We start from the raw sequence: 20,182 nt of genomic DNA on the forward strand, positions 1-20,182 counted from the left end.
CCGACTGCCGGCGGGACCGTGGTGGGAGTGCGAATGGCACCCTGCCCACCCGCGTCCGGCCTTCGCCGGAATCCGGGTGGGTCAGGCGGCTCAGCGCATTTGCGAGGTGATCTTGGCGATCTCGCGCGCGACCAGCGTTTCGACCATATCGGGCAGATGGGTGTCGAGCCATTCGCGCAGCATCGGTCGCAGCATCTCGCGTACCAGCCCTTCGAGCGTGCCATCGCTATCCGGCTCCGGCTTGACGAGCAGCTTGCTCAGCGTTTCCAGCGACCCCAGGCTCGCCGCGGCGGTGCGCTGGGACAGGATCGGTTCGTCGTTCATGGCGGAGGTCATCGCAGGTTGAACGGGTGCCGGGCGTGGCGGTTGCATCGACGGCGCCGCCTGCTGCGGGGCGGGTTGCTGCGGGGCGGGTTGCTGACGCGCGGCCGTACGCGGAGCGGGCGCGGGGGCGGGCTCCGGTTCGGGCTCGTACTGCTGCGGCGCCGGTATCGGGTCGCTGAGTTCCAGCACCTCTTCGGGCTCCGGCTCGATCGGTTGCGGCACGGCGCGCGGACGGCGGCTGCGCGCCTGCGTCCCCTCGCCCTCCTCGGCGATGATGCGTTTGATCGACGAGAGGATCTCCTCCATCGACGGTTCGGCGCTCATATCCCCCATTGCCCTGACGTCCCTGCTCTTTTCCGTGGCCGCGCCCATCATCATCACTGACGGTTCGGCGAAGCAGCACCTGTCGTCAAGCCGGGGCTCCTGTCAACCGGCGTATCGAGCATCGGATCGAGCGGCCGCGATACTGCCGCGGTCTGCGCCGGCGTCTGCGCCGTGGTGACGGACACCGCCACCGGTTCGGGATCGCTGTCGAAATCGTTGATCCGGCGCCGCACGCGCTGGTAATTGGTGACGGGATCGTACAGCGCGCCGCCGTCCAGCCCCAGGTCGCGCGCCTCGGCGTTGCCCATCGCCGCGAGCAGCGCGAAGCCCGCGACATAGGCGTCGCGCCGCGCGGTCACCAGCGTCACCTGGCTGTTGAGCAATTCCTGTTCGGCGTTGAGGATGTCGAGGATGGTGCGCGTGCCGACGCTGTTCTCGGCGCGGACGCCCTCAAGGCTCAGCTTGTTGGCATTCACCGCGGTTTCCGACGAGGCGATCACCTGCTGCGAGGAGCGCCAGATCGCATAGGCGGAGCGCGCCTGCGCGATGACGCCGCGTTCGGTGGCGGTGACGTTCTCGAGCGCCTGGCTGCGCTGGGCCTGCGCCTGCCGCACCTGTGCGGCGGGGCGGCCGCCCTGGAACAGCGGCAGCGAGAATTGCAGGCCGGCCGACGCCGCGGTCCCCGAATTGCGCACCGGGCTGCCCGATGGCAGCGAATTCAGATAGTTGAAGTAGTTCGGTCCGGCGACACCCGTCACCCGCGGCAGCCGGTTGGCCCGCGCCACGTTGATGTCGAAGCGGGTGGCATCGGCCTGGCGACGTGCGGCGATCAGGTTCGGATTGTTCTCCAGCGCCACGCCGACCGCGGTCGTAGGTGAATCGGGCAGGTTGGGGAGCAGCGGCGGCTCCTCCAGCGCGACCGGGGGCGTGCCGACGACCTGGATGTAGTTTTCGCGGCTGGAGATCAGCTGCGCCTCGGCCTGCTGCAATTGCGCGCGGGCGAGCGCCAGTCGCGCTTCGGACTGGGCGACGTCGGTACGGGTGAGGTCGCCGACCTGGAAGCGGTCGCGGCTGGCGCGCAGGTTCACTTCGAGCACGCGCACGTTCTGCTGGTTGAGCGAGGTGATCGCCTCGTCGCGGATAACGTTCATATAGGCGGCGACGACATTGGTGAACGTCGTCGCCTCCATCCCGCGCAGCGTCGCGCGGCCGGCATCGACGCGGGTTTCGGCGGCACGGACCGAATTCTTCACCGCGCCGCCCTGGAACAGCGGCACGGAGAAATTGAGCGCGCCCTGCCCGACGCGTTCCGGATTGGCGAAATTGTTGTTGGCGATCAAGAAATTGTCGGTGAGCGAGGCGGTGGCATTGACCCCCGGCAGGCCGCTGGCGCGGGCGATCGGCACGTTTTCATCGGTCGCACGCTGCGCCGCGCGCTGCCCGGTGATCGTCGGGTTGGACGCATAGGCCTTGGCGAGCGCTTCGCGCAGCGTTTCCGCCCCCGCCGGCGCGGCAAGCCCCGCCAGCGCGGCGCCGCCCAGCAGCCCCCTCAGCAACAATCCCCGCATCATCCCCCCGTCGGCATGGCCTAGAACCTGAAACCCTGCGGCGCCGCAAACCCCGGCAGCACGACGCAATCGCTGTCCATGAAGGGCGCCAAGCCGAAGCCGCCGTCGGTCCTGCGCCCGCTGGCGAGGCGGATGACGCCGTGTTCGACCAGACCGGTGACGACCCGGCCGCCGGTCTCGACCTGGCCGACCAGCCGATCCGGGACGTGCTGGACCGCGCCGTCGACGATCAGCACGTCGTACGGCCCGCCATCCGCCGCGCCCTCGGCGAGCGGTCCCTCGACCACGCGCACGTTGGCCATGCCGGCCAGCGCCTCGCGCGCCAGCGCCGCCAGCGCCGCATCCTCCTCGACCGCGACGACATCGGCGACGATCTGCGCCAGGATCGCGGCGGTGTAGCCGCCCGCCGCACCGATCAGCAGCACGCGGTCGCCGCGTTCGAGATAGGCTTCGGTCAGCAGCCGGCCGGTGACCATCGGCAGGTTGATCGCGCGGCCGCCCGCCACCGGCAGCGCGGTGTCGCGATAGGCCAGGCCGCGCACGTCGGCGGGCACGAAGGCCTCGCGCGGCACGGTGTTCATGGCCACCAGGATGCGCTGGTCGCTGACCGCGTTGGTGCGCAACTGGCTCGCCACCATCGCATGGCGCATCGTCTCCGACGCCGCCTGATCCAGATCGTTGTTACCGAGGCTGATGTTCATGATGACCCCTCTCGCACAGCCGTATTAGCTACGCAATACACTTCGTGACAGACCGGCTTGTATCGTGCGCATCGCCTGCCGCCAAGCGACGGAACGCTGCCCCCGGCCGCTATCGTGCGTGGATGGTCAGCGTGACGCCCAGCCCCTATGGAACGGGCATGATTCCTGCGACCTACCACAAGTTCATCGACTGGATCGGCGACGGCACCGGCCTGCCCGATACGATCCTGCACATTCACGCCGGCATGGCGGTGCTGATGATCGCACGCGTGCTCACCCGCCGGTCGCTGGGCAGCTTCGTGCCGTGGTCGCTGGTGGTGCTGGCCGAGGCGTTCAACGAGGTCATGGACCGGTTGCAGTTCGGCTCATGGCGGTGGGAGGATACCATTTCGGACATCCTCAACACGCTGTTCTGGCCGACCGTGATCTGCCTCGGCATCCGCATGCGCCCGATGCTGCTGCACCGGGATCGCGCGCGCGTCACCATCCGCCCCGACCGCGAGGTGCCGCCCGAACCGGCAGCGGACGCCTAGACGGCCATCACCGGGCGCCCGCCCGGCGGCGGGCCATCGCACGGGATCGTCACCGGCGGGGATTTTCTCGGATATCGTCCGCGAACCTGTTCGCGAACGGTGGAGGCCCGAGCCGGAATCGAACCGGCGTGCAAGGATTTGCAGTCCTCTGCGTAACCACTCCGCCATCGGGCCTCGAAGCGGGAGGGCGGCAGATGATCGGTTTTGCCGCACCCGTCAACCGTCGATTGTCGCGGTCCGTCCCGTCGCCCTCACAACAGCCGCTCCAGCATCGCGACCAGCGGCACGTCGGCGGGGGGCATCGCCAGCGCGTGCATGTCTTGCGGCAGTACCCATGCCAGCGCGCTCGCCTCCAGGGGGCGTGGTTCGCCCTGCCAGTCGCGGATCAGGTAGAGGAGCAGCAGCAGGTGGCGCTGCCCCAGAGCGGCGCTGGCGAAGGTCAGCGGGATCGCGGTCGCGGGATCGACGGTGATCGCCAGTTCCTCGGCCAGTTCGCGCGCCAGTGCCGCCTCCGGCGATTCGCCCGGTTCGATCTTGCCGCCGGGAAATTCCCACAGGTCGGCCATCTGCTTGCCGGGGGGACGCCGTTGCAGCAGCACGCGGCCTTCGCCGTCAACCAGTGCCGCGGCGACGACCGGCAGCAACGTCGGGGCGCGATCCGATGCGGACGTTCCGGGCCTGTCGTCAGCCATTCCTTAAGCCTTCCTGACTATGCCGCCGTTTCATGACCTTGCGCCCCATCCTTCGCTGGCTGGCCAGTCGGCTGCGTCCTGCCCTTGGCGATACGCGCGGCGCGACCGCGGTGGAATACGGCCTGATCGTCGCGCTGATCGTCATCGCCATGGTCGCCGCGCTGAAGCAGGTCGCCAACGCCAACACCAATGTGTGGAACAACGTCAGTACCAAGGTCGTGGCCGCGGGCTGATTCGCAAAAGGTTCCGAAAAACCGGGACGAGCTTAAATCTTTGGCAACCTTGCCCCCCTACATCTCCGATCGCTGCTCCGGTTCACCGGTTCAGCCGGGTGACTGAAGTTTCGAATATGGAGACCGGAATGCAGACGATTCGCAAGTTCATCAAGAACAGCAAGGGCGCGACCGCCATCGAATACGGCCTGATCGCAGCGCTGATCGCCGTGGCCGCCATCGCCGCCATGCAGGGCCTGGGCAACAAGCTCAAGACCACCTTCCAGAACGTGTCGTCGAACATGTCGGCGACCTGATCGCCGATACGAACGACGATTGCCAAAAGGGCGGCGGAACTCCAGTTCCGCCGCCCTTTTCCTGTGGGTCAGAGCCGGCCCATCGCCAGGAACTTGTCGCGCCGTTCCTGGCGCAGCGCCGCGGCATCGCGGTGGTCCAGCGTGTCGAGCGCCGCGGCCAGTGCATCGCCGAGCAGGCGGATCGCCTCCGCCGGGTCGCGGTGTGCGCCGCCCAGCGGTTCGGGCACGATGGTATCGATCACGCCGAACGTCTTCAGGTCCTGCGCGGTCACCCGCATCGCCTCGGCCGCGTCGGCGGCCTTGTCCGCGGTCCGCCACAGGATCGATGCGCAGCCTTCGGGACTGATGACCGAATAGATCGCATGTTCGAACATCAGCACGCGATTGCCCGCGGCCAGCGCCACCGCGCCGCCCGATCCGCCTTCGCCGACGATCGCGGCGATGACCGGTACGCCCGCCGCCAGGCACGCTTCGGTCGAGCGGGCGATCGCCTCGGCCTGGCCGCGCTCCTCCGCCTCGATACCGGGAAAGGCGCCCATCGTGTCGACCAGCGTCACCACCGGCAGCCCGAACCGGTCCGCCAGTTCGACCAGCCGGATCGCCTTGCGATAGCCCTCGGGCTTGCCCATGCCGAAATTGTGGCGGAGCCGGGTGGCGGTGTCCGAACCCTTTTCATGGCCCAAGACCATGACCTTGCGCCCGCGAAAGCTGGCAAAGCCGCCCATGATCGCCTGGTCGTCACCAAAGGCACGATCGCCGGCCAGCGGCACGAATTCGTCGAACAGCCCGGCGACGTAATCCTTGAAATGCGGTCGTTCGGGGTGGCGGGCCACCTGCGTCTTCTGCCACGGCGTCAGCTTGGCGAAGGTATCGCGCAACAGCTTGTCGGACTTCGCCTGCAGCCGCGCCAGGTCGGCGCCGATGTCGATGGTGCCATCCGCCGCGGTCGCACGCAGTTCGTCGATCCGCCCCTGCAGTTCGGCAATCGGTTTTTCAAATTCGAGAAAGCTCGCCATGCCGCGCGGGTTACGGGCGACGCGCGCCTGCGTCAACGCGGCCCGTGTCGGCGAGGGGGTGGCGGGTGTTGACCAGTTCGACCAGGCGGCTGGCATCGACGTGCGTGTAGATTTCGGTCGTCGCGATATCGGCGTGGCCCAGCATCGATTGCAGCGCGCGCAGGTCGGCGCCCCCGGCGAGCAGATGCGTGGCGAACGCATGGCGCAGCACGTGCGGGCTCACCCGGTCGGGCGGAATGCCGGCATCGGCCGCCAGCACCTTCACCAGCTGATACAGCCGAACCCGCGACAGGTGCGATCTGCCCGACGGGAACAGCCACGCCGTCGCTGCCGCGACATGGGTCCGCCACGCCGCCACCGCCGCCCGCGCCCGGTCCGATATCGGCACCAGCCGCTCGCGACCGCCCTTGCCGCGCAGGATCAGATAGGGCCGGTCGGGATGGATGGCGTTGCGGGGCAGGCCGACCAGCTCGGTCGCGCGCAGTCCCGATCCATAGAGCAGCTCGACCAGCGCCGCGAGCCGCAGGTCGCCCGGCGATGGCCGCTCGACCGCGCAACGTTCCGCGATCACGGCGAACAGGCGGTCTACATCGGCGTGGCTCAGCACCTTGGGCAGCGGTCGTGCCGTGCCCGGGCGGGGCAGCGCCTTGCCGGGGTCGTCCGCCCGATGCCCCTCGTCGGCGAGGAAGGCGTAGAACCGCCGCAACGCCGCGGATTTGCGCGCCACCGTGCTGCGCGCCAGCGCACGCCAGTCCTCCGCCAACGCCTGCAACTGCACCGCACCGGCGGTGCTCAATCCGCCGTCCAGCGTGGCGGAGGCCAGCGACAGATCGCTGCGATAGGCCGCGATCGTATTCGCCGCGGCCCCCGCCTCCGCTGCGAGCATTTCGAGAAACCGCTCGATCAACGCGCGGTCCTGCCCGATCGTCACACCCGCGCCAGCGCCTCTGCCGCGATCATCCGCGCCTCGCCCTCAAGCCCGACCGAACGCAGGGCGCCGACGATCCGGTACAGCATCGCAGGCGACACGCCGCGCCACGCCGGCGTCTGCATGCCGATCGCCGCGAGCACCACCACGGTCCCCTGCTGCCCCTCCGCCGCGGCCCGGTCGATGGCGCGCGTCCAGCTGTTCTCCGCCCCGATCCGCACGTCGAGTGCCGCCGCCGCCCGCTCGATGTCGTCGGCCGACAGCCGACCCAGCCCGGCGAGCCCGGCAAAGAACAAGCGCTGCTTCAGCGCCGCATCGCCGCGCCCCGAATAGGACGACAGCGCACGATAGCTCAGCCGCCCGCCGGCATCGGGATCGGCGAGCGCGATCATCGCCCAGGCATCGCCGCCCTCGTCCACCGCCGCCCGCCAGCGCGCCGCGCTGCGGTCCAGCCCCGCGGTCAGCATCGATGCGACCAGATAGCGGGCATCCTCCACCCCCAGCCGTGCGGGCAACCGCGCCGCCGCGCGCGCGGTCAGCACCAGCCGGGCATAGGCGGGCTCCTTGTCCGCCGACCGATCCGCCTTGCCCCACAGGCTGCGCATCGCGGTGAGCCGCGTATTGATGTCGTTGCCGACATAGGCGGCCTGCAGGTCGTTGGCGGCAGCGGCGGCCGCGGTCGGCATGTCGTTGGCCGCATCGACGGCCCCGTAGAGGTCGATCAGCGCCGATGCCGACAGCACGCCCTGCGCGGTCGCCGCCTCTGCCGATGCCAGCCGATCGGCAAGCGGGATGCTCGGCGACAGCGCGTACCAGTAACGGGTCTGCGGCCCAACGGTGGCGAGCAGCGAATCGGGGATCGTCACCCCGGTCGCCGTGGCCAGCCCGAACCGCCAGGCGCTGAGTTCGTTCACCCCGGCCCATTCGATCGTCACCGCCTGACCACCGTTGGGGCCGGCACCGACGACCTTCTGCGCCAGTTGCAGGTCGATGCCGCTGGCGACCTTGCGCCGGCGCGCGGCGGTAACCAGCGCCTTCGCCCGCGCCGGTTCGCCCGACAGGCCGGCACACATCGCCTGCGCCAGCGACCAGCCCCGCTCGCGCGTTGCCGCCAGCGCGGCATCGGCAATCGGGCACAGTTCCGCCGGATCGCCGGTTGCCAGCGCGGTGTTCATCGCGACCTGATACAGTTTGGGCGTGTAATGGGCGTTGTCGACGCTCTGCACGACCGCGCGCGCGCCGACCGCCTCGCCCATCCGCAGCAGCAGCCAGGCACGCTCGGCGGCGAAATCCGCACCATGCACCCGCGCCGGCGTATCCAGTTGTGCGACCAGCGTCCGCCGCAGCAGGATTGACAGCCAGCGCGACGGCAACGGGGCGGCGACGCGGCGCATCAGCCCCTCGACGAAGCGTCCGTCGGCGCCCTTGAAGGCGTCCGCGGCCAAAGCGCCCTCACGCGGGCCGGCCGGACCGACCAGCTCCAGCGACCGGCGGGCGAAGGCCGGCATCTCATATTGTGCCAGCACCGCCGCATCGACGGTCGGCGTGGCGGCGGGCGTCGCGCTCGCCTCCGGGGTGGGCGATGCACCGGGCAGCGGCTGGACCATGCCGGTCGCGGCCGGCGTCGGCGCGATACCGGCATTCGTCGTGGGCGCGGCAGGGCTGGCGCCGGGGCGCGGCGTGGCGGCGGGGGCGCGCGGCGACGGCTGGGCGGCGGGTTCGCCGAACCCGGGCGGCAGGATCGATTCGGGCCGCTCCTGTCCGGTCGCCGGTTCATAGGCGGACAGCCCGGCCGCGATCATCGCGACCGCGGCGACGCCGCAGCGCAGGACGACGGACCCCCGCGCCTTAGCTGAGGTTGGCAAGCGTCACGGCCTTCTCGACATGGGTCTGCGGCCGCTCCGATGCCCGCCCGGCGAGCAGGAACAGGCCGCCGACCACCACCACGAGGAGCACGATGACGGAGAGCAGCAAGCGGGACATAGCGTACCTTGGAAGACGAAAACGCGACCGGAGCTTTTGCCCCGTCCTCACCCGCTGTATAGCGCCCATGTCCATGTTGCAAAGCGCTCATCCCCCCATCGCCGGCACCGACCGGTCCGCGCAGCAACGGCCGATCGTGCTCGTCGGACTGATGGGCGTCGGCAAGTCGACGGTCGGGCGCCGCCTGGCCGGGCGGCTGCGCCTGCCGTTCGTCGATGCGGACACCGCGATCGAGGAGGCCGCCGGCATGACCGTCGCCGAAATCTTCGAACGGTTCGGCGAACCCTATTTCCGCGACGGCGAACGCCGCGTCATCGCCCGGCTGATGGATGGCCGGCCCAAGGTGATCGCGACCGGCGGCGGTGCGTTCATCAACGACGATACCCGCGCGCTGATCCTGGCGACGTCGACCGCGATCTGGCTGCACGCGCACCCCGACGTCCTTGCCGAACGCGTCGGCCGCCGCGATACCCGCCCGCTGCTGCGCGGCCGCAACCCGCGGCAGGTGCTGTCCGAACTCGCCACCGTCCGCAATCCGATCTACGCCGAGGCGCATATCCACATCACCAGCAACAAATCCCCGCACGACACCACCGTCAATGCGATCCTTCAGGCAATCGGGTTCGGCCGGGCGGCACCGGAGGCATGAGCCGGCGGATCGACGTCGCGCTGGGGGCACGCAGCTATCCCATCCTGATCGAGGCGGGGCTGCTGGCCCGCGCCGCCGATCACCTCGGCCCGCTCGCCCGCGGCCGGACGATGGCGATCGTCACCGACGAAAACGTCCGGCCGCATTGCGCCGCATTGCAGACGGCGCTGGCCGATGCCGGCGTACGGAGCGAGGCGATCGTGCTGCCCCCGGGCGAATCGACCAAGAGCTGGACGTCGCTCGCCGCGCTCTGCGACCGGTTGCTCGACCTCGGCATCGAGCGCGGCGACCATGTCGTGGCGCTCGGCGGCGGCGTGATCGGCGACCTCGTCGGGTTCGCCTGCGCCATCCTCAAGCGCGGCTGCCACTTTGTCCAGGTGCCGACGACGCTGCTCGCGCAGGTCGACAGTTCGGTCGGCGGCAAGACCGCGATCAACACCCGCGCCGGCAAGAACCTGATCGGCGCGTTCCACCAGCCTGCCATGGTGCTGATCGACCCGTCGGTGCTCGACACGCTGCCGCCGCGCGAGGTCCGCGCCGGTTATGCCGAGGTCGTCAAATACGGCCTGATCGACGATCCGGCGTTCTTCGCATGGTGCGAGGCGCATGGCGCGGCGCTGATCGCGGGCGATCCGGCTGCCCGCGTCCACGCGATCGCCCACGCCGTCGCCGCCAAGGCGCGGATCGTCGCGGCCGACGAGCACGAGACCAACGGTACGCGCGCCCTGCTGAACCTCGGCCACACGTTCGGCCATGCGCTGGAGGCGGAGGCGGGCTTTTCGCAGGCACTGATCCACGGCGAGGGCGTCGCCGCCGGTTGCGCCCTCGCCTTTGCGTTTTCCGCCGCGCGCGGGCTTTGCCCCTCCGACGACGCAAGCCGCGTCGCCGCCCATTGGCGCAGCGTCCGCCTGCCTGACGGCCTCGCCGCCGCCGGCATCCGCGCGTCAGGCGCGACGCTGGTCGACCATATGCGCCACGACAAGAAGATGGCGGCTGGCACGCTTCCCTTCCTGCTCGCCCGCGGGATCGGCCAAACCTACCTCGACAAGACCATCGCCCTCACCGATGTCGAGACGTTCCTCGACGCGCAGCCGCGCTGATGCCCAACGGTATCGCCAAGCAGAACCTGCCGACCAAGATATGTCCCGCCTGCGAACGACAGTTCGCCTGGCGCAAGAAATGGGCGAAGGACTGGGACAACGTCGTCTATTGTTCGGACGCCTGCCGCAGGAAACGATAGGCGCGCATAATCCGCCCGGGGTCAGCTGTCGGACACGTCGGGCCGCGGTGCGGACCGATGGTCGCGCGGCGCCCCCCGGCCACCGCTCATCCGATCCAGGATGTCGAGCGCGTGTTGCAGGGTCGCAGCCACGACGTAATATTCCAGGCGGTCGGCGATGTCCGCCGCCGCCACGAGGTGCTGCCGCAGGTCTGTCGTCTGCTGGTCCATGATCGCCCTTCGCGAAATGTCTGTGCGGACGGTCGACCATAGAAAACCGACGCTGCGGAGAACAATGATGCGGATCGGCTAGGACATTAGTGCCGATCTACCATGGCCTCGAAATGGCTCAATGGTCGCTTGGCGGACCGAGGCGGGGATCGACGTGCTTTCCCGTCGCCTCGATCGCGCCGTCCAGCAGGCGATCGGACAGCTCGAGCGCTGCATCGACGGTGAAGGTCAAGGCGATCCCGTCAGGCCCGTCCAACAGCACGACGCCGCCGGAGGGCGTGACCTGGGGCGCTGCGTCATGGGTGCGGCTGGTCACGGCAGGGGTCCTTTCTGCGCGATCAACGCCCCGCCTCTCCTCACGATCCCTGCCTTCTCCAAAAGCGCGAGCATCCGGCGGCCTGTACTAGAGGCGACCTCGAAGCGGGCGCTGGCAATCGGCAGCCGGCAGCGCGTGGTCGCTGCCTTTACACCGCGCCAACCATTTCCCGCTAACCTGCCGCCATGTCGCCCGCCGCCACGCCTTCGCCTGCCATGTCGGTCGCGCTCGATATCCTGCGAAGCCTCGCGGCGATCACGGTACTGATCGGCCATGCGGTCCAGCTGAAACTCTACACCGGCCCCTGGCCGTTCGACGATACCTTTCAGCATGGCGCGGTGGTGGTGTTCTTCGTGCTGTCCGGCTTTCTGATCCACCGATCCGCGACCCGCACCGCCAGCCTGCGCTCCTATGCGGTCGCGCGCATCGCCCGGATCCTGCCGGTCGCGGCCTTCGCCGTGTGCTTCGCCGCCGCGGTGTACTGGCTGCTGTCCGGGCTCGGCATCGCGCCGACCGATCCCCGGGTCAGCCCGCGGATCAGCGTCGGCGCGCTGATCGTACCGCTGCTGTTCCTCAGCGAACGCTGGACCGCACTGCGGCCGGCCCTCGACCCGCCATATTGGTCGCTATGCTACGAGGTCTGGTTCTACGTCATCTTCGGCGCATGGTTCTACCTGCGCGGCCCGATCCGGTGGGTTGTCCTGTGCGCGACCGCCACGATCGCGGGGGTGACGGTGCTGCTGCTGCTACCGGCCTGGTTGCTGGGGGTCGGTGCCTCGGTCGCGCTGCGCCGGGGGGTCACCATATCCCGGCCGCCACTGACGATCGTGGTCACGGCGACGCTGGTCCTGCTCCTGGTCGGCAGCGGTGCTGCACGCGTCGTCAGCCAGTCAAGCAGGGCCAGCGTGGGCCTGCCCGATCTGGAATTCTCCAATTACTGGATCGTCGATACCGGCCAGGCCGCGCTGCTGGCACTGGCGGTGGTGGCAATCGGCAGCCTGCGCTCTGCCGTACCGACTGCTTTGCTGATGGCGTCCGCCCGGCCGGCCCGGTGGTTCGCCGCGCTCACCTTCACGCTCTACCTGCTGCATTGGCCGATCCTCACGCTTCTGCACGCGACGGGTATCACCGCCGGGAACAGCCTCGTCGCGTTCGGACCGATCCTGCTGATGCCCGTCGCGGTCGCCGCGCTGCTGGCGCCCACGCTGGAGGGCCGCTGGTCGCGGCGCTTGCGTCAGTGGCTCGATCGCGTCGCTGCGCCCGACGCGCTGGCGGCTCGGTCCCCACCGTCGCGATGGCGCGAGGATGGCGGCCTTCGCATCAGCCGCGCAGCGACCAGGCGAGCCATAGCCAGCCGCCGATCAGCGCGGCGCCACCGACCGGGGTGATCGCACCCAGCCAATGCGGCGCCCCGCATGCCATGGCGTAGAGCGTGCCGGCGAACACCGCGCCGCCGATGACGAACAGCCAGCCCGGCCCCGGCGCGTTCATGCGCAGCGCCACCAGTGCGGCGACGGCGTGGACCAGCTGATATTGACCCCCGGTCTTCAGCCATTCCTGCGCCAGACCGCTCGCGCCGTGCGCGCCGAAGGCACCGGCCGCGACCGCGATCGCGCCGGACAGCGCCGCCAGAATGCCGAGGATCATCGCGGGTCGTTCCCCCAGGGTTGCTGTTCCGCCACCATCGACCGCGCCGCGCGAATGTCGCCCGCCTCGATCTGGATGCGCAGCCGTTCCTTGTCGCGCGACCGGTACATGTCTTCCGCCCGGTCGATATCCGCGCCGGCGATGCCGAGGTCGCGCATCGCGACCCGCGCCATCTTCACCGCCGATTCCAGCACCTCGCGCACGACATAGGCGGTCGAGGTTTTCTTGAGCTTGATGAGCGCACGCCGGTCGTAGGCCCGCACATAGAGGGCGGCGTTCGGGAATGCCTCGTGCACCCCCTCCAGCGTATCGGGCTGGATCTGGTCGCCGTCGATGCAGAACAGGATCAGTTCGGCCTCCGCCGCGCCCGCCTGCCGCAACAGGTCGATCCGCGTGCCGTCGCCGTAATAGACCTTGGCGCCGAATTCGCCGGCGATGTCGATCATCTCGATATCGGTGTCGATCAGCGTTACGGGGATGTCCTGCGCCAGTAGCATCTGCCCGACCGTCTGCCCGAACCGGCCATAGCCGACGATGATCGCATTGGCGCCATCCGCGTTCGGCCCGTCGCGCGCCTGGTCCTTCGCCACCGGTTCCTCGCGGAACCGCCTGGTCGCGCCCATCAGGAACGGCGTCGTCGCCATCGACAGCGTGATGATCGCGCCGAACAGGCTGGCGGCCTCCGGCGCCACCAGGAAGCCCGCCTGCGCCTGCGCGAACAGCACGAAGCCGAACTCGCCGCCCTGGCTGAGCAGCAGCCCCAGTGCCAGCGCGCTGCGCCATGTCATCCTGAACGCAAGGCCGATCAGCATGATGACCGCGGTCTTGGTCGCGATCAGCGCCAGCGCCATCGACAGCACGAAGAAGGGCCGATCGGCGATCGCCTGCAGATTGAGCAGCATGCCGACCGCCAGGAAGAACAGGCCGAGCAGGATCGATCGGAACGGCTCGACGTCCGCCTCCAGTTCATGCCGGTACGGGCTGTCCGCCAGCATGACGCCCGCGATGAACGCACCGAGCGCGGTCGACAGGCCTAGCGCCTCCATCACCGCCGCGCTGGCGATGACGGTGAACAGCGCCGCGAAGACGAACATCTCGCGCTCGCCCAGGTTGCCGATCAGCCGGAACAGCGGCCGCAGCAGGAAACGCCCGGCCAGGATCAGCCCCGCCACCGCGACGACGGTATAGACCGCGAGCAGCCAGCCCGGCGGTCCGCCGGCATCGGCGGGGTTGCGGCTCATCGCGGCGACGATCGTGATGAGCGGGACGATCGACAAATCCTGGAACAGCAGGATCGAGAAGGCGCGTTCGCCGAACGGCGTGCGCATCCGCCCCGAGGATTGCAGCATCGGCAGCACCTGCGCCGTCGACGACAGCGCCAGCGGCAGGCCCAGTGCGAACGCCGCGGGGACCGAGAAGCGGGCGAGCCCCCAGACGACCGCGGTGATCGCCAGTCCGCAGGCGACGACCTGCAGCAGGCCGAGCCCGAAGATCTCCTGCTTCATCCGCCACAGCCGCGTCGGGTTGAGTTCCAGCCCGACGACGAACAGCAGCAGGGTGATGCCAAGTTCGGCGATCCCCATCTTCGATTCGGCATCGCCGACCAGCCCCAGCACGTGCGGCCCGACCACCGCACCGGCGACCAGGAAACCCAGCGTCGCGCCCAGCCCCAGCTTGCGGAACAGCAGCACGAACGTCAGCCCGGCGCCGAGCAGGATCACGCCGTCGCGCAGCATCGACACGCCCTCCGCCGCCTCATGCATGGGCGCGCGCCTCGCGGGCGGCCAGCGCCGCCTCGGCCGCCGCCTCGAACGCCAGCCGGATCGACGGGTGCCGCGCGGTATAGGACAGCGCGGGTTCGAACACCGACAGCCCCGGCCAGTCCGGCATCGGCCCCTCGCCCGCCAGCCATGCGGTCAGCGCATCGCGCGCCGCCACCAGTTCCTCGGGCGTCTTGCCCATGATCGCGGCGGCGAGCAGCGACGACGACGCCTGGCCCAGGGCACAGGCGCGGACGAGCAGCCCGACCTCGCTCACCCGGCCACCGTCGTCCACGCCGACGTCCACGGTGACGCGACTGCCGCAGATCGGCGACCGTTTCTCGGCGGTCGCCTGCGCATGCTCCAGCCGGACATGGTGCGGGATCGACGCCGCCAGCCGCAGGATCTCGGCATTGTACAAAGGCGCGTTCATGGCGTGTCACTCGTGTTGCCGGCGCGATCGAGGCTCTGCCGCGACCCGAATACCGGTTGGCCGCGACGACGGCGATCGACGAAATCGGCGATCCCGGCGCTGGTCGCGTTGAGCAGCGGATAGCTGCGCGACTGGGTCATCCAGTCGGGCCGGCGTGCGGGGCCACCGCGCGCGGTATCGACCAGCAGCGCGGCGACGAGGAACCCCAGGCTGGCGATGATCAGCCCCTTCAACGCCCCGAAGCCGAAGCCGAGCGCGCGGTCGACCGGGCCCAGGATCGATTGCCGCGTGCGCTTGCCCAGGGCATTGGCGACCAGCTTGCCGCCGAGATAGGTGCCGCCCGCGATCACCACGAACGCCGCCACCGCCGCACCGGACGGTGTCCCGACCACCGTGTATAATTTGGCCGCGAGCGCGACGTGGAACAGCTTCAGCATCGCCACGATCGCGAACCAGGCGAACAGCGACAGCACTTCGGTGACGAAGCCGCGCTTCAACCCGAGCAATGCCGCGCCGCCCACGGCGACGAGTACGATCATGTCCAGTGCGGTCAGCCCCATGAGAGGGGGAATAGGGATGCGCGGCGCCTGCCGCTAGTCCCGCGCATGCAGATCGCCTGCCGATCGCCGTTGCCCCCGCGCTTCCGGCTCGTCCCGGTATCGGTCCGGGAGCGGGACGGCACGGCGAGGCCGGCGACAGGCCGAGGGCACGGGCGAACCGTGTCGACCCTCACCCCCGCCCCAGCATATGGTCGACGAACTGCCCCAGCGTCCGGAATCCCGTCAGCCGCAGCGCGCTGTCGTCCTTCGCCACCGCCGCGGGGACCAGCGCCCGTTCGAAGCCGAGCTTGGCCGCCTCCTTCAATCGCAGCGCGCCATGCGCCACCGGCCGTACCTCGCCCGACAGCGCGACCTCGCCGAACGCCACCGCATCGACCGGCACCGGCCGCTCGGACAAGGCCGATACCAGCGCCGCCGCCGCCGCCATGTCCGCCGCCGGGTCCTGCACGCGGTAACCGCCGGCGATGTTCAGATACACCTCGGCACTGGAAAAGCTGAGCCCGCAGCGCGCCTCCAGCACCGCCAGGATCATCGCCAGCCGCCCGCTGTCCCAGCCGACCACCGCGCGCCGCGGCGTCGCCCCGCTGGCGAGGCGCACCACCAGCGCCTGGATCTCGACCAGCACCGGCCGCGTCCCCTCCAGCGCCGGGAACACCGTCGTCCCCGTCACCCCCTCGTCGCGCTGCGTCAGGAACAGGGCGGACGGGTTCGACACCTCCTCCAGCCCCTCGCTCTGCATCGAAAAGACGCCGATCTCGTCGGTGCCGCCGAAGCGGTTCTTGATCGCGCGCAGGATGCGATACTGGTGGCTGCGCTCGCCCTCGAACGCCAGCACGGTGTCGACCATATGTTCGAGCACGCGCGGCCCCGCGATCGAACCGTCCTTGGTGACGTGGCCGACCAGCACCAGCGCGGTGCCGCGCTCCTTGGCGAAGCGGATCAGCTCCTGGCTCGATGCGCGCACCTGGCTGACGGTGCCGGGTGCGCCCTCGATCAGGTCGGAATGCATCGTCTGGATCGAATCGATCACCAGCAGTGCCGGCGGCGGCCCCAGCGACAGCGTCGTCAGGATGTCGCGCGTCGACGTTGCGGCGGCCAGCTGCACCGGCGCATTGCCCAGCCCCAGCCGCCGCGCGCGCAGCCGCACCTGGTCCGCCGCCTCCTCGCCCGAGACATAGGCGACCGCGCGCCCGGCCAGCGCCAGCTTCGCCGCCGCCTGCAATAGCAGCGTCGACTTGCCGATGCCGGGATCGCCGCCGATCAGCGTCGCCGACCCCTCGACGAAGCCGCCGCCCAGCGCCCGGTCGAGCTCGGCGATGCCGGTCGACATCCGCTCGGGCAGGACGATGTCGGCGTCCAGCCCGACCAGCTGCACCGTCCGCCCGCCGGTCCTCAGGTCGTGCTTGGCCTGGAACGGCGTCACCACCGCACCCGCCTCCTCCACCATCGTGTTCCATTCGGCGCAATCGCCGCATTGCCCCGCCCAGCGGTGGGACACCGATCCGCAGGCCTGACACACGTATCGCTTCTGGGGTTTCGCCATGCGCGACGGTGTAGCGAAACGAGAACGGGAAGGGAACAAAAATCCGGCCCGTGGCGCTGGAACGGTCAGCCCGGTATCGTCAGACCCCGCTGGACCGCCGGCCGCGCCAGCCCCCGTTCGAACCACGCCCCGACGTTGCCGAACCGCTCGAACCCGACGAGGTCGCCGGCGTTGTAGAAGCCGACCAGCCCGTTCACCCAGCCGAGCATCGAAATATCGGCGATCGAATAGTCATCACCGAGGAACCACGTCTTGCCCGCCAGCGCCGTGTCCATCACCGCCAGCAACCGCGCCGCTTCGGCAACATAGCGGTCGCGCGGTCGCTTGTCCTCTAAGTCCTTGCCGGCGAATTTGTGGAAGAAGCCGACCTGTCCGAACATCGGGCCGACGCCGCCCATCTGGAACATCACCCACTGGATCGCCTGCCACCGTCCCGCCGGATCGATCGGCACGAACCTGCCCGTCTTGTCGGCAAGGTAGAGCAGGATCGCGCCGCTCTCGAACAACCCGAACGGCGCCCCGCCGGGGCCGTCGGGATCGACGATCGCGGGGATCTTGCCATTGGGGTTGAGCGACAGGAACGCGGGTGATTTCTGGTCGTCCTTCGCGAAATCGATGCGGTGCGCCTCATACGGCAGGCCGGTCTCTTCCAGCATGATCGACACCTTCACGCCATTGGGCGTCGGCAGCGAATAGAGTTGCAGGCGATCGGGATGCTGCGCGGGCCAGCGCGCGGTGATCGGAAACGCGGACAGGTCGGTCACAGGTACAGCCTCCGTCGGTGGAGCCGCCGACATAGCCATGCCGCATTCGCAACGCTATGGCCCGCGCCAGCATGCAACCTTCCGATCTTCGTGTCGCCCTGTTCAGCGGTAACTATAATTATACGCGGGATGGCGCGAACCAGGCGCTGAACCTGCTCGTCCGCCACCTGCTCGACCATGGCGTCGCGGTCCGCGTCTATTCGCCGACCACCGATCGCCCCGCCTTTCCCCCGGTCGGCGATCTCGTCCCGGTGCCGGCGATCCCGCTGCCGGCGGGGCGCGAGGAATATCGCCTCGGCCGCTACCTGCCCGCCGCGACCCGCGCCGATCTGGAGGCGTTCGCGCCCAATATCGTCCATGTCTCGGCACCCGACCTGCTCAACCATGGCGCGGTCAGCTGGGCGCGCCGACATGGCATCCCCAGCGTGGCCTCGTTCCACACGCGCTTCGAAACCTATTTCCGCTATTATCGCATCGGCTTCGTCGAACCGGTCATCAAGGCGATCATGACCCGCTTCTACAACCGGGTCGACCGCGTCATGCCGCCCAGCCCCAGCATGGGCGCGCTGTTGCAGGACTGGGGCGTCACTACGCCGATCACGATCTGGTCGCGCGGCATCGACCACGACCGCTTCAAGCCGGAGCGTCGGGACCCTGCATGGCGCCGCAGCCTCGGCATCGCAGACCATGAGATCGCGATCGGGTTCCTCGGCCGGCTGGTGAAGGAAAAGGGCCTCGACGTGTTTGCCGAGGTGGTGAAGGAGCTGACCCGCCGCGGCGTGCCGCACAAGGTGCTGGTCGTCGGCAAGGGACCGGCGCAGGACTGGTTCGCGCAGCAGGCCCCCGGCGCGATCTTCGCCGGATTCCAGTCGGGGAACGATCTTGGTCGCGCCGTCGCGTCGATGGACGTGTTCTTCAACCCGTCGATCACCGAAACCTTCGGCAACGTGACGACGGAGGCGATGGCGGCGGGCGTACCCGTCGTCGCCGCCCGCGCCACCGGCGCGGTCGACCTGGTCGAGGACGGCGTCACCGGCTTTCTGGTCGATCCGATGGACATCGCCGGCTATGCCGACGCGATCGGCCGCATCGTCGCCGACCCCACGCTGCGCGATCGGATGGGTGCGGCAGGGGCCGCCAGCGCCGCCACCTATCGCTGGGCGACGGCGAACCAAGCGGTGCTGGACACCTATCTGGATCTGCACGGACGCTAGCGCCCATGCCGGTACGTGGAACCGGCGCCGTCCGTCAGTGACGGCGGGGGACCACGCCTCGCTGCTGAAGGCGCTCCCCTACCCCTCGTGCCAGTCGAACGTCAGCGGTGCTTCGCGGAACGCGAACCGGTCGAGGTGGCTCGCCACCACCTCGCGCATCCGCACGGCGTCCTCGCCGTCGGGCACGTGCAGCACTACGTCCAGCGTATCGCTGTCCGCCTTCATCTCCAGCCGCGATCCGTTGGGGAAGGCGATCGTCCCTTCCTCCGCGGTGAAGGTCACCGCCATCTTGTGGCTCCAGTGCTTGGCCAGCTGCTGGAGGTATCGGCTGGCCGAAGCGGTCGGCACCCGTGCAAGCGAGACGCTCACTTCAGCCGCTCGATCTTCTGGACGACCTCGTCGATCATCGCGCTCACCTCGTGCACCGCATCGTCGGACAATTCTCCGCTTTCCAGCCGGTGCATCACCACATCGCGCAGGTTGCGCATCGACCGGCGGATCGGCGCCCGATCGCTACGCGCGCGGTGTTCGCCCGCCGCCGCCAGTCGCGCCATCATCGCGGTGACGATGTCGGCATTCTCCGCCAGATGCGCGCGGCCCGCCTCGGTCACGCCGAAGCGCTTGCGCGTGGTGTCCGACGGCTGTTCGGCGATCAATTCCATCTCGGCGAGCATCGTCAGCGCCGGATAGACCATGCCGGGGCTGGGCGCATAGGCGCCGCCGGTCAGTTCCTCGACCGCCTTGATGAGTTCGTAGCCGTGCCGCGGCTCGTCGGCGATCATCCTCAGCAAGACCAGCCGCAGCTCGCTGCCGTCGAACATCCGGCGACGGCCGCCGCCGCCGCCGCCGCCGCCACGATAATGGTCGCGCCCGTCACCCCCACCGAATTCCCAGCGGACGGCGAACGGTCCTCGCGACCATTCCCCGCCGCCACTGCCACCGCGTGGTCCGCAACCGCGTCCGCCGCGGCCCTGCATATGTGCAAACATCGTGATTCCTTTTCCTATCTCGATGCGCTCAAGATATATCTCATCCTCGGATACGCAAGACCTTTTGAGATATATCTTGACTGTCCATCGGCTGCCGCGCACTATGGCTGTTGGTCGAGGTTCGATGCAACCCATTGCTGCGGAAGCATAACGCCGTCCGCTGTCCTACATCACGGCGGACTGGTAGCGCTCGTCCGCTCGCCCCGCCCATGGCGCCGGGCAGTCCTGCCCCGTCCGAATCATCACCAAACGGAAACGA

Annotated in this window: 26 protein-coding genes and 1 tRNA gene; 8 read left to right on the plus strand and 19 right to left on the minus strand. The window is 69.3% G+C overall.

Annotation, left to right across the window (positions count from 1 at the left end; translation table 11 throughout):
- Positions 1–90: 90 nt before the first annotated feature.
- The 3 genes from GTH33_RS13310 to GTH33_RS13320 are packed head-to-tail and all read right to left on the minus strand — an operon-like array spanning position 91 to position 2,917.
- Positions 91–657: a DUF2497 domain-containing protein gene (locus GTH33_RS13310; RefSeq protein ID WP_208403980.1), complete on the minus strand. Its 567-nt coding sequence runs from the start codon at positions 655–657 to the stop codon at positions 91–93.
- Between the two features lie 44 nt (positions 658–701).
- Positions 702–2,219 (minus strand): TolC family outer membrane protein, encoded by a 1,518-nt coding sequence (locus GTH33_RS13315; protein ID WP_208404025.1) that lies wholly within the window; start codon positions 2,217–2,219, stop codon positions 702–704.
- Positions 2,220–2,236: 17 nt separating this feature from the next.
- Positions 2,237–2,917: a protein-L-isoaspartate O-methyltransferase family protein gene (locus tag GTH33_RS13320; protein WP_163958800.1), complete on the minus strand. Its 681-nt coding sequence runs from the start codon at positions 2,915–2,917 to the stop codon at positions 2,237–2,239.
- Positions 2,918–3,075: 158 nt separating this feature from the next.
- Between GTH33_RS13320 and GTH33_RS13325 the strand changes: the two genes are divergently transcribed.
- Positions 3,076–3,450: a hypothetical protein gene (locus GTH33_RS13325; RefSeq protein WP_163958801.1), complete on the plus strand. Its 375-nt coding sequence runs from the start codon at positions 3,076–3,078 to the stop codon at positions 3,448–3,450.
- A 100-nt stretch (positions 3,451–3,550) separates the two neighbouring features.
- Here GTH33_RS13325 and GTH33_RS13330 read toward each other — a convergent pair.
- Positions 3,551–3,624: transfer RNA gene (locus GTH33_RS13330), tRNA-Cys, on the minus strand.
- 77 nt (positions 3,625–3,701) lie between these two features.
- Entirely contained in the window at positions 3,702–4,142 is a 441-nt protein-coding gene (locus GTH33_RS13335) for a (deoxy)nucleoside triphosphate pyrophosphohydrolase (protein ID WP_163958802.1), read from the minus strand.
- A 32-nt stretch (positions 4,143–4,174) separates the two neighbouring features.
- On the opposite strand from GTH33_RS13335, the gene GTH33_RS13340 reads away from it, so the two are divergent.
- Positions 4,175–4,375 (plus strand): Flp family type IVb pilin, encoded by a 201-nt coding sequence (locus GTH33_RS13340; protein WP_163958803.1) that lies wholly within the window; start codon positions 4,175–4,177, stop codon positions 4,373–4,375.
- 128 nt (positions 4,376–4,503) lie between these two features.
- Entirely contained in the window at positions 4,504–4,671 is a 168-nt protein-coding gene (locus GTH33_RS13345) for a Flp family type IVb pilin (protein ID WP_163958804.1), read from the plus strand.
- A 68-nt stretch (positions 4,672–4,739) separates the two neighbouring features.
- Here GTH33_RS13345 and GTH33_RS13350 read toward each other — a convergent pair whose 3' ends face one another.
- The 4 genes from GTH33_RS13350 to GTH33_RS18320 are packed head-to-tail and all read right to left on the minus strand — an operon-like array spanning position 4,740 to position 8,598.
- Positions 4,740–5,687: an acetyl-CoA carboxylase carboxyltransferase subunit alpha gene (locus tag GTH33_RS13350; protein WP_163960055.1), complete on the minus strand. Its 948-nt coding sequence runs from the start codon at positions 5,685–5,687 to the stop codon at positions 4,740–4,742.
- Positions 5,688–5,697: 10 nt separating this feature from the next.
- Positions 5,698–6,612 (minus strand): tyrosine recombinase, encoded by a 915-nt coding sequence (locus GTH33_RS13355; RefSeq protein WP_163960057.1) that lies wholly within the window; start codon positions 6,610–6,612, stop codon positions 5,698–5,700.
- Positions 6,613–6,614: 2 nt separating this feature from the next.
- Entirely contained in the window at positions 6,615–8,417 is a 1,803-nt protein-coding gene (locus GTH33_RS13360) for a hypothetical protein (protein WP_420853535.1), read from the minus strand.
- Positions 8,418–8,463: 46 nt separating this feature from the next.
- Complete coding sequence (locus GTH33_RS18320) at positions 8,464–8,598, minus strand: hypothetical protein (RefSeq protein WP_262826702.1); 135 nt, start codon at positions 8,596–8,598, stop codon at positions 8,464–8,466.
- A 73-nt stretch (positions 8,599–8,671) separates the two neighbouring features.
- Here GTH33_RS18320 and GTH33_RS13365 point away from each other — a divergent pair, with 73 nt between their 5' ends.
- The 3 genes from GTH33_RS13365 to GTH33_RS13375 are packed head-to-tail and all read left to right on the plus strand — an operon-like array spanning position 8,672 to position 10,487.
- Positions 8,672–9,247 carry a shikimate kinase gene (locus tag GTH33_RS13365; protein WP_163958805.1) on the plus strand — a complete coding sequence of 192 codons (576 nt, stop codon included), beginning with the start codon at positions 8,672–8,674 and terminating at the stop codon, positions 9,245–9,247.
- Complete coding sequence (gene aroB / locus GTH33_RS13370; RefSeq protein ID WP_163958806.1) at positions 9,244–10,347, plus strand: 3-dehydroquinate synthase; 1,104 nt, start codon at positions 9,244–9,246, stop codon at positions 10,345–10,347. Before GTH33_RS13365 ends, aroB begins: the two co-directional genes overlap by 4 nt.
- Positions 10,347–10,487, plus strand: a complete 141-nt coding sequence (locus GTH33_RS13375) for a DUF2256 domain-containing protein (RefSeq protein WP_163958807.1) — start codon at positions 10,347–10,349, stop codon at positions 10,485–10,487. Before aroB ends, GTH33_RS13375 begins: the two co-directional genes overlap by 1 nt.
- A gap of 21 nt (positions 10,488–10,508) precedes the next feature.
- Here the strand turns inward: GTH33_RS13375 and GTH33_RS13380 are convergent, their stop codons facing one another.
- Positions 10,509–10,697, minus strand: a complete 189-nt coding sequence (locus GTH33_RS13380) for a hypothetical protein (protein WP_163958808.1) — start codon at positions 10,695–10,697, stop codon at positions 10,509–10,511.
- 118 nt (positions 10,698–10,815) lie between these two features.
- Positions 10,816–11,013, minus strand: a complete 198-nt coding sequence (locus GTH33_RS13385) for a hypothetical protein (RefSeq protein WP_163958809.1) — start codon at positions 11,011–11,013, stop codon at positions 10,816–10,818.
- A 185-nt stretch (positions 11,014–11,198) separates the two neighbouring features.
- On the opposite strand from GTH33_RS13385, the gene GTH33_RS13390 reads away from it, so the two are divergent.
- A complete protein-coding gene (locus tag GTH33_RS13390; protein WP_163958810.1) occupies positions 11,199–12,401 on the plus strand; it encodes an acyltransferase family protein in 1,203 nt (400 codons plus the stop codon).
- On the opposite strand, the gene GTH33_RS13395 is transcribed toward GTH33_RS13390, so the two are convergent.
- The 6 genes from GTH33_RS13395 to GTH33_RS13420 form a co-directional block, all read right to left on the minus strand.
- Positions 12,334–12,660: a DUF423 domain-containing protein gene (locus tag GTH33_RS13395; protein ID WP_163958811.1), complete on the minus strand. Its 327-nt coding sequence runs from the start codon at positions 12,658–12,660 to the stop codon at positions 12,334–12,336. The two genes, GTH33_RS13390 and GTH33_RS13395, sit on opposite strands and share 68 nt — an antisense overlap.
- Positions 12,657–14,423, minus strand: a complete 1,767-nt coding sequence (locus GTH33_RS13400) for a cation:proton antiporter domain-containing protein (RefSeq protein ID WP_163958812.1) — start codon at positions 14,421–14,423, stop codon at positions 12,657–12,659. Before GTH33_RS13400 ends, GTH33_RS13395 begins: the two co-directional genes overlap by 4 nt.
- Positions 14,416–14,853, minus strand: coding sequence for an iron-sulfur cluster assembly scaffold protein (locus tag GTH33_RS13405; RefSeq protein ID WP_163958813.1), 438 nt, complete (start codon positions 14,851–14,853; stop codon positions 14,416–14,418). The genes GTH33_RS13400 and GTH33_RS13405 overlap by 8 nt, the downstream gene beginning before the upstream one ends.
- Positions 14,850–15,413 carry a CvpA family protein gene (locus GTH33_RS13410; RefSeq protein WP_163958814.1) on the minus strand — a complete coding sequence of 188 codons (564 nt, stop codon included), beginning with the start codon at positions 15,411–15,413 and terminating at the stop codon, positions 14,850–14,852. Before GTH33_RS13410 ends, GTH33_RS13405 begins: the two co-directional genes overlap by 4 nt.
- 169 nt (positions 15,414–15,582) lie before the next feature.
- The gene (radA, locus tag GTH33_RS13415) at positions 15,583–16,956 is read right to left on the minus strand and encodes a DNA repair protein RadA (protein ID WP_163958815.1); all 1,374 of its coding nucleotides are present in this window, start codon (positions 16,954–16,956) and stop codon (positions 15,583–15,585) included.
- A gap of 65 nt (positions 16,957–17,021) precedes the next feature.
- Positions 17,022–17,720 carry a glutathione S-transferase family protein gene (locus GTH33_RS13420; RefSeq protein ID WP_163958816.1) on the minus strand — a complete coding sequence of 233 codons (699 nt, stop codon included), beginning with the start codon at positions 17,718–17,720 and terminating at the stop codon, positions 17,022–17,024.
- Positions 17,721–17,791: 71 nt separating this feature from the next.
- Here GTH33_RS13420 and GTH33_RS13425 point away from each other — a divergent pair, with 71 nt between their 5' ends.
- Positions 17,792–18,934 (plus strand): glycosyltransferase family 4 protein, encoded by a 1,143-nt coding sequence (locus GTH33_RS13425; RefSeq protein ID WP_166753107.1) that lies wholly within the window; start codon positions 17,792–17,794, stop codon positions 18,932–18,934.
- 78 nt (positions 18,935–19,012) lie between these two features.
- On the opposite strand, the gene GTH33_RS13430 is transcribed toward GTH33_RS13425, so the two are convergent.
- Together GTH33_RS13430 and GTH33_RS13435 are read right to left on the minus strand one after the other, a co-directional pair.
- Positions 19,013–19,303, minus strand: a complete 291-nt coding sequence (locus GTH33_RS13430) for a DUF2218 domain-containing protein (protein WP_163958818.1) — start codon at positions 19,301–19,303, stop codon at positions 19,013–19,015.
- Positions 19,300–19,923, minus strand: a complete 624-nt coding sequence (locus GTH33_RS13435) for a PadR family transcriptional regulator (protein WP_243848231.1) — start codon at positions 19,921–19,923, stop codon at positions 19,300–19,302. The genes GTH33_RS13430 and GTH33_RS13435 overlap by 4 nt, the downstream gene beginning before the upstream one ends.
- Positions 19,924–20,182 lie beyond the last annotated feature (259 nt).

Source organism: Sphingomonas insulae, from assembly GCF_010450875.1.
Classification (GTDB): domain Bacteria; phylum Pseudomonadota; class Alphaproteobacteria; order Sphingomonadales; family Sphingomonadaceae; genus Sphingomonas; species Sphingomonas insulae.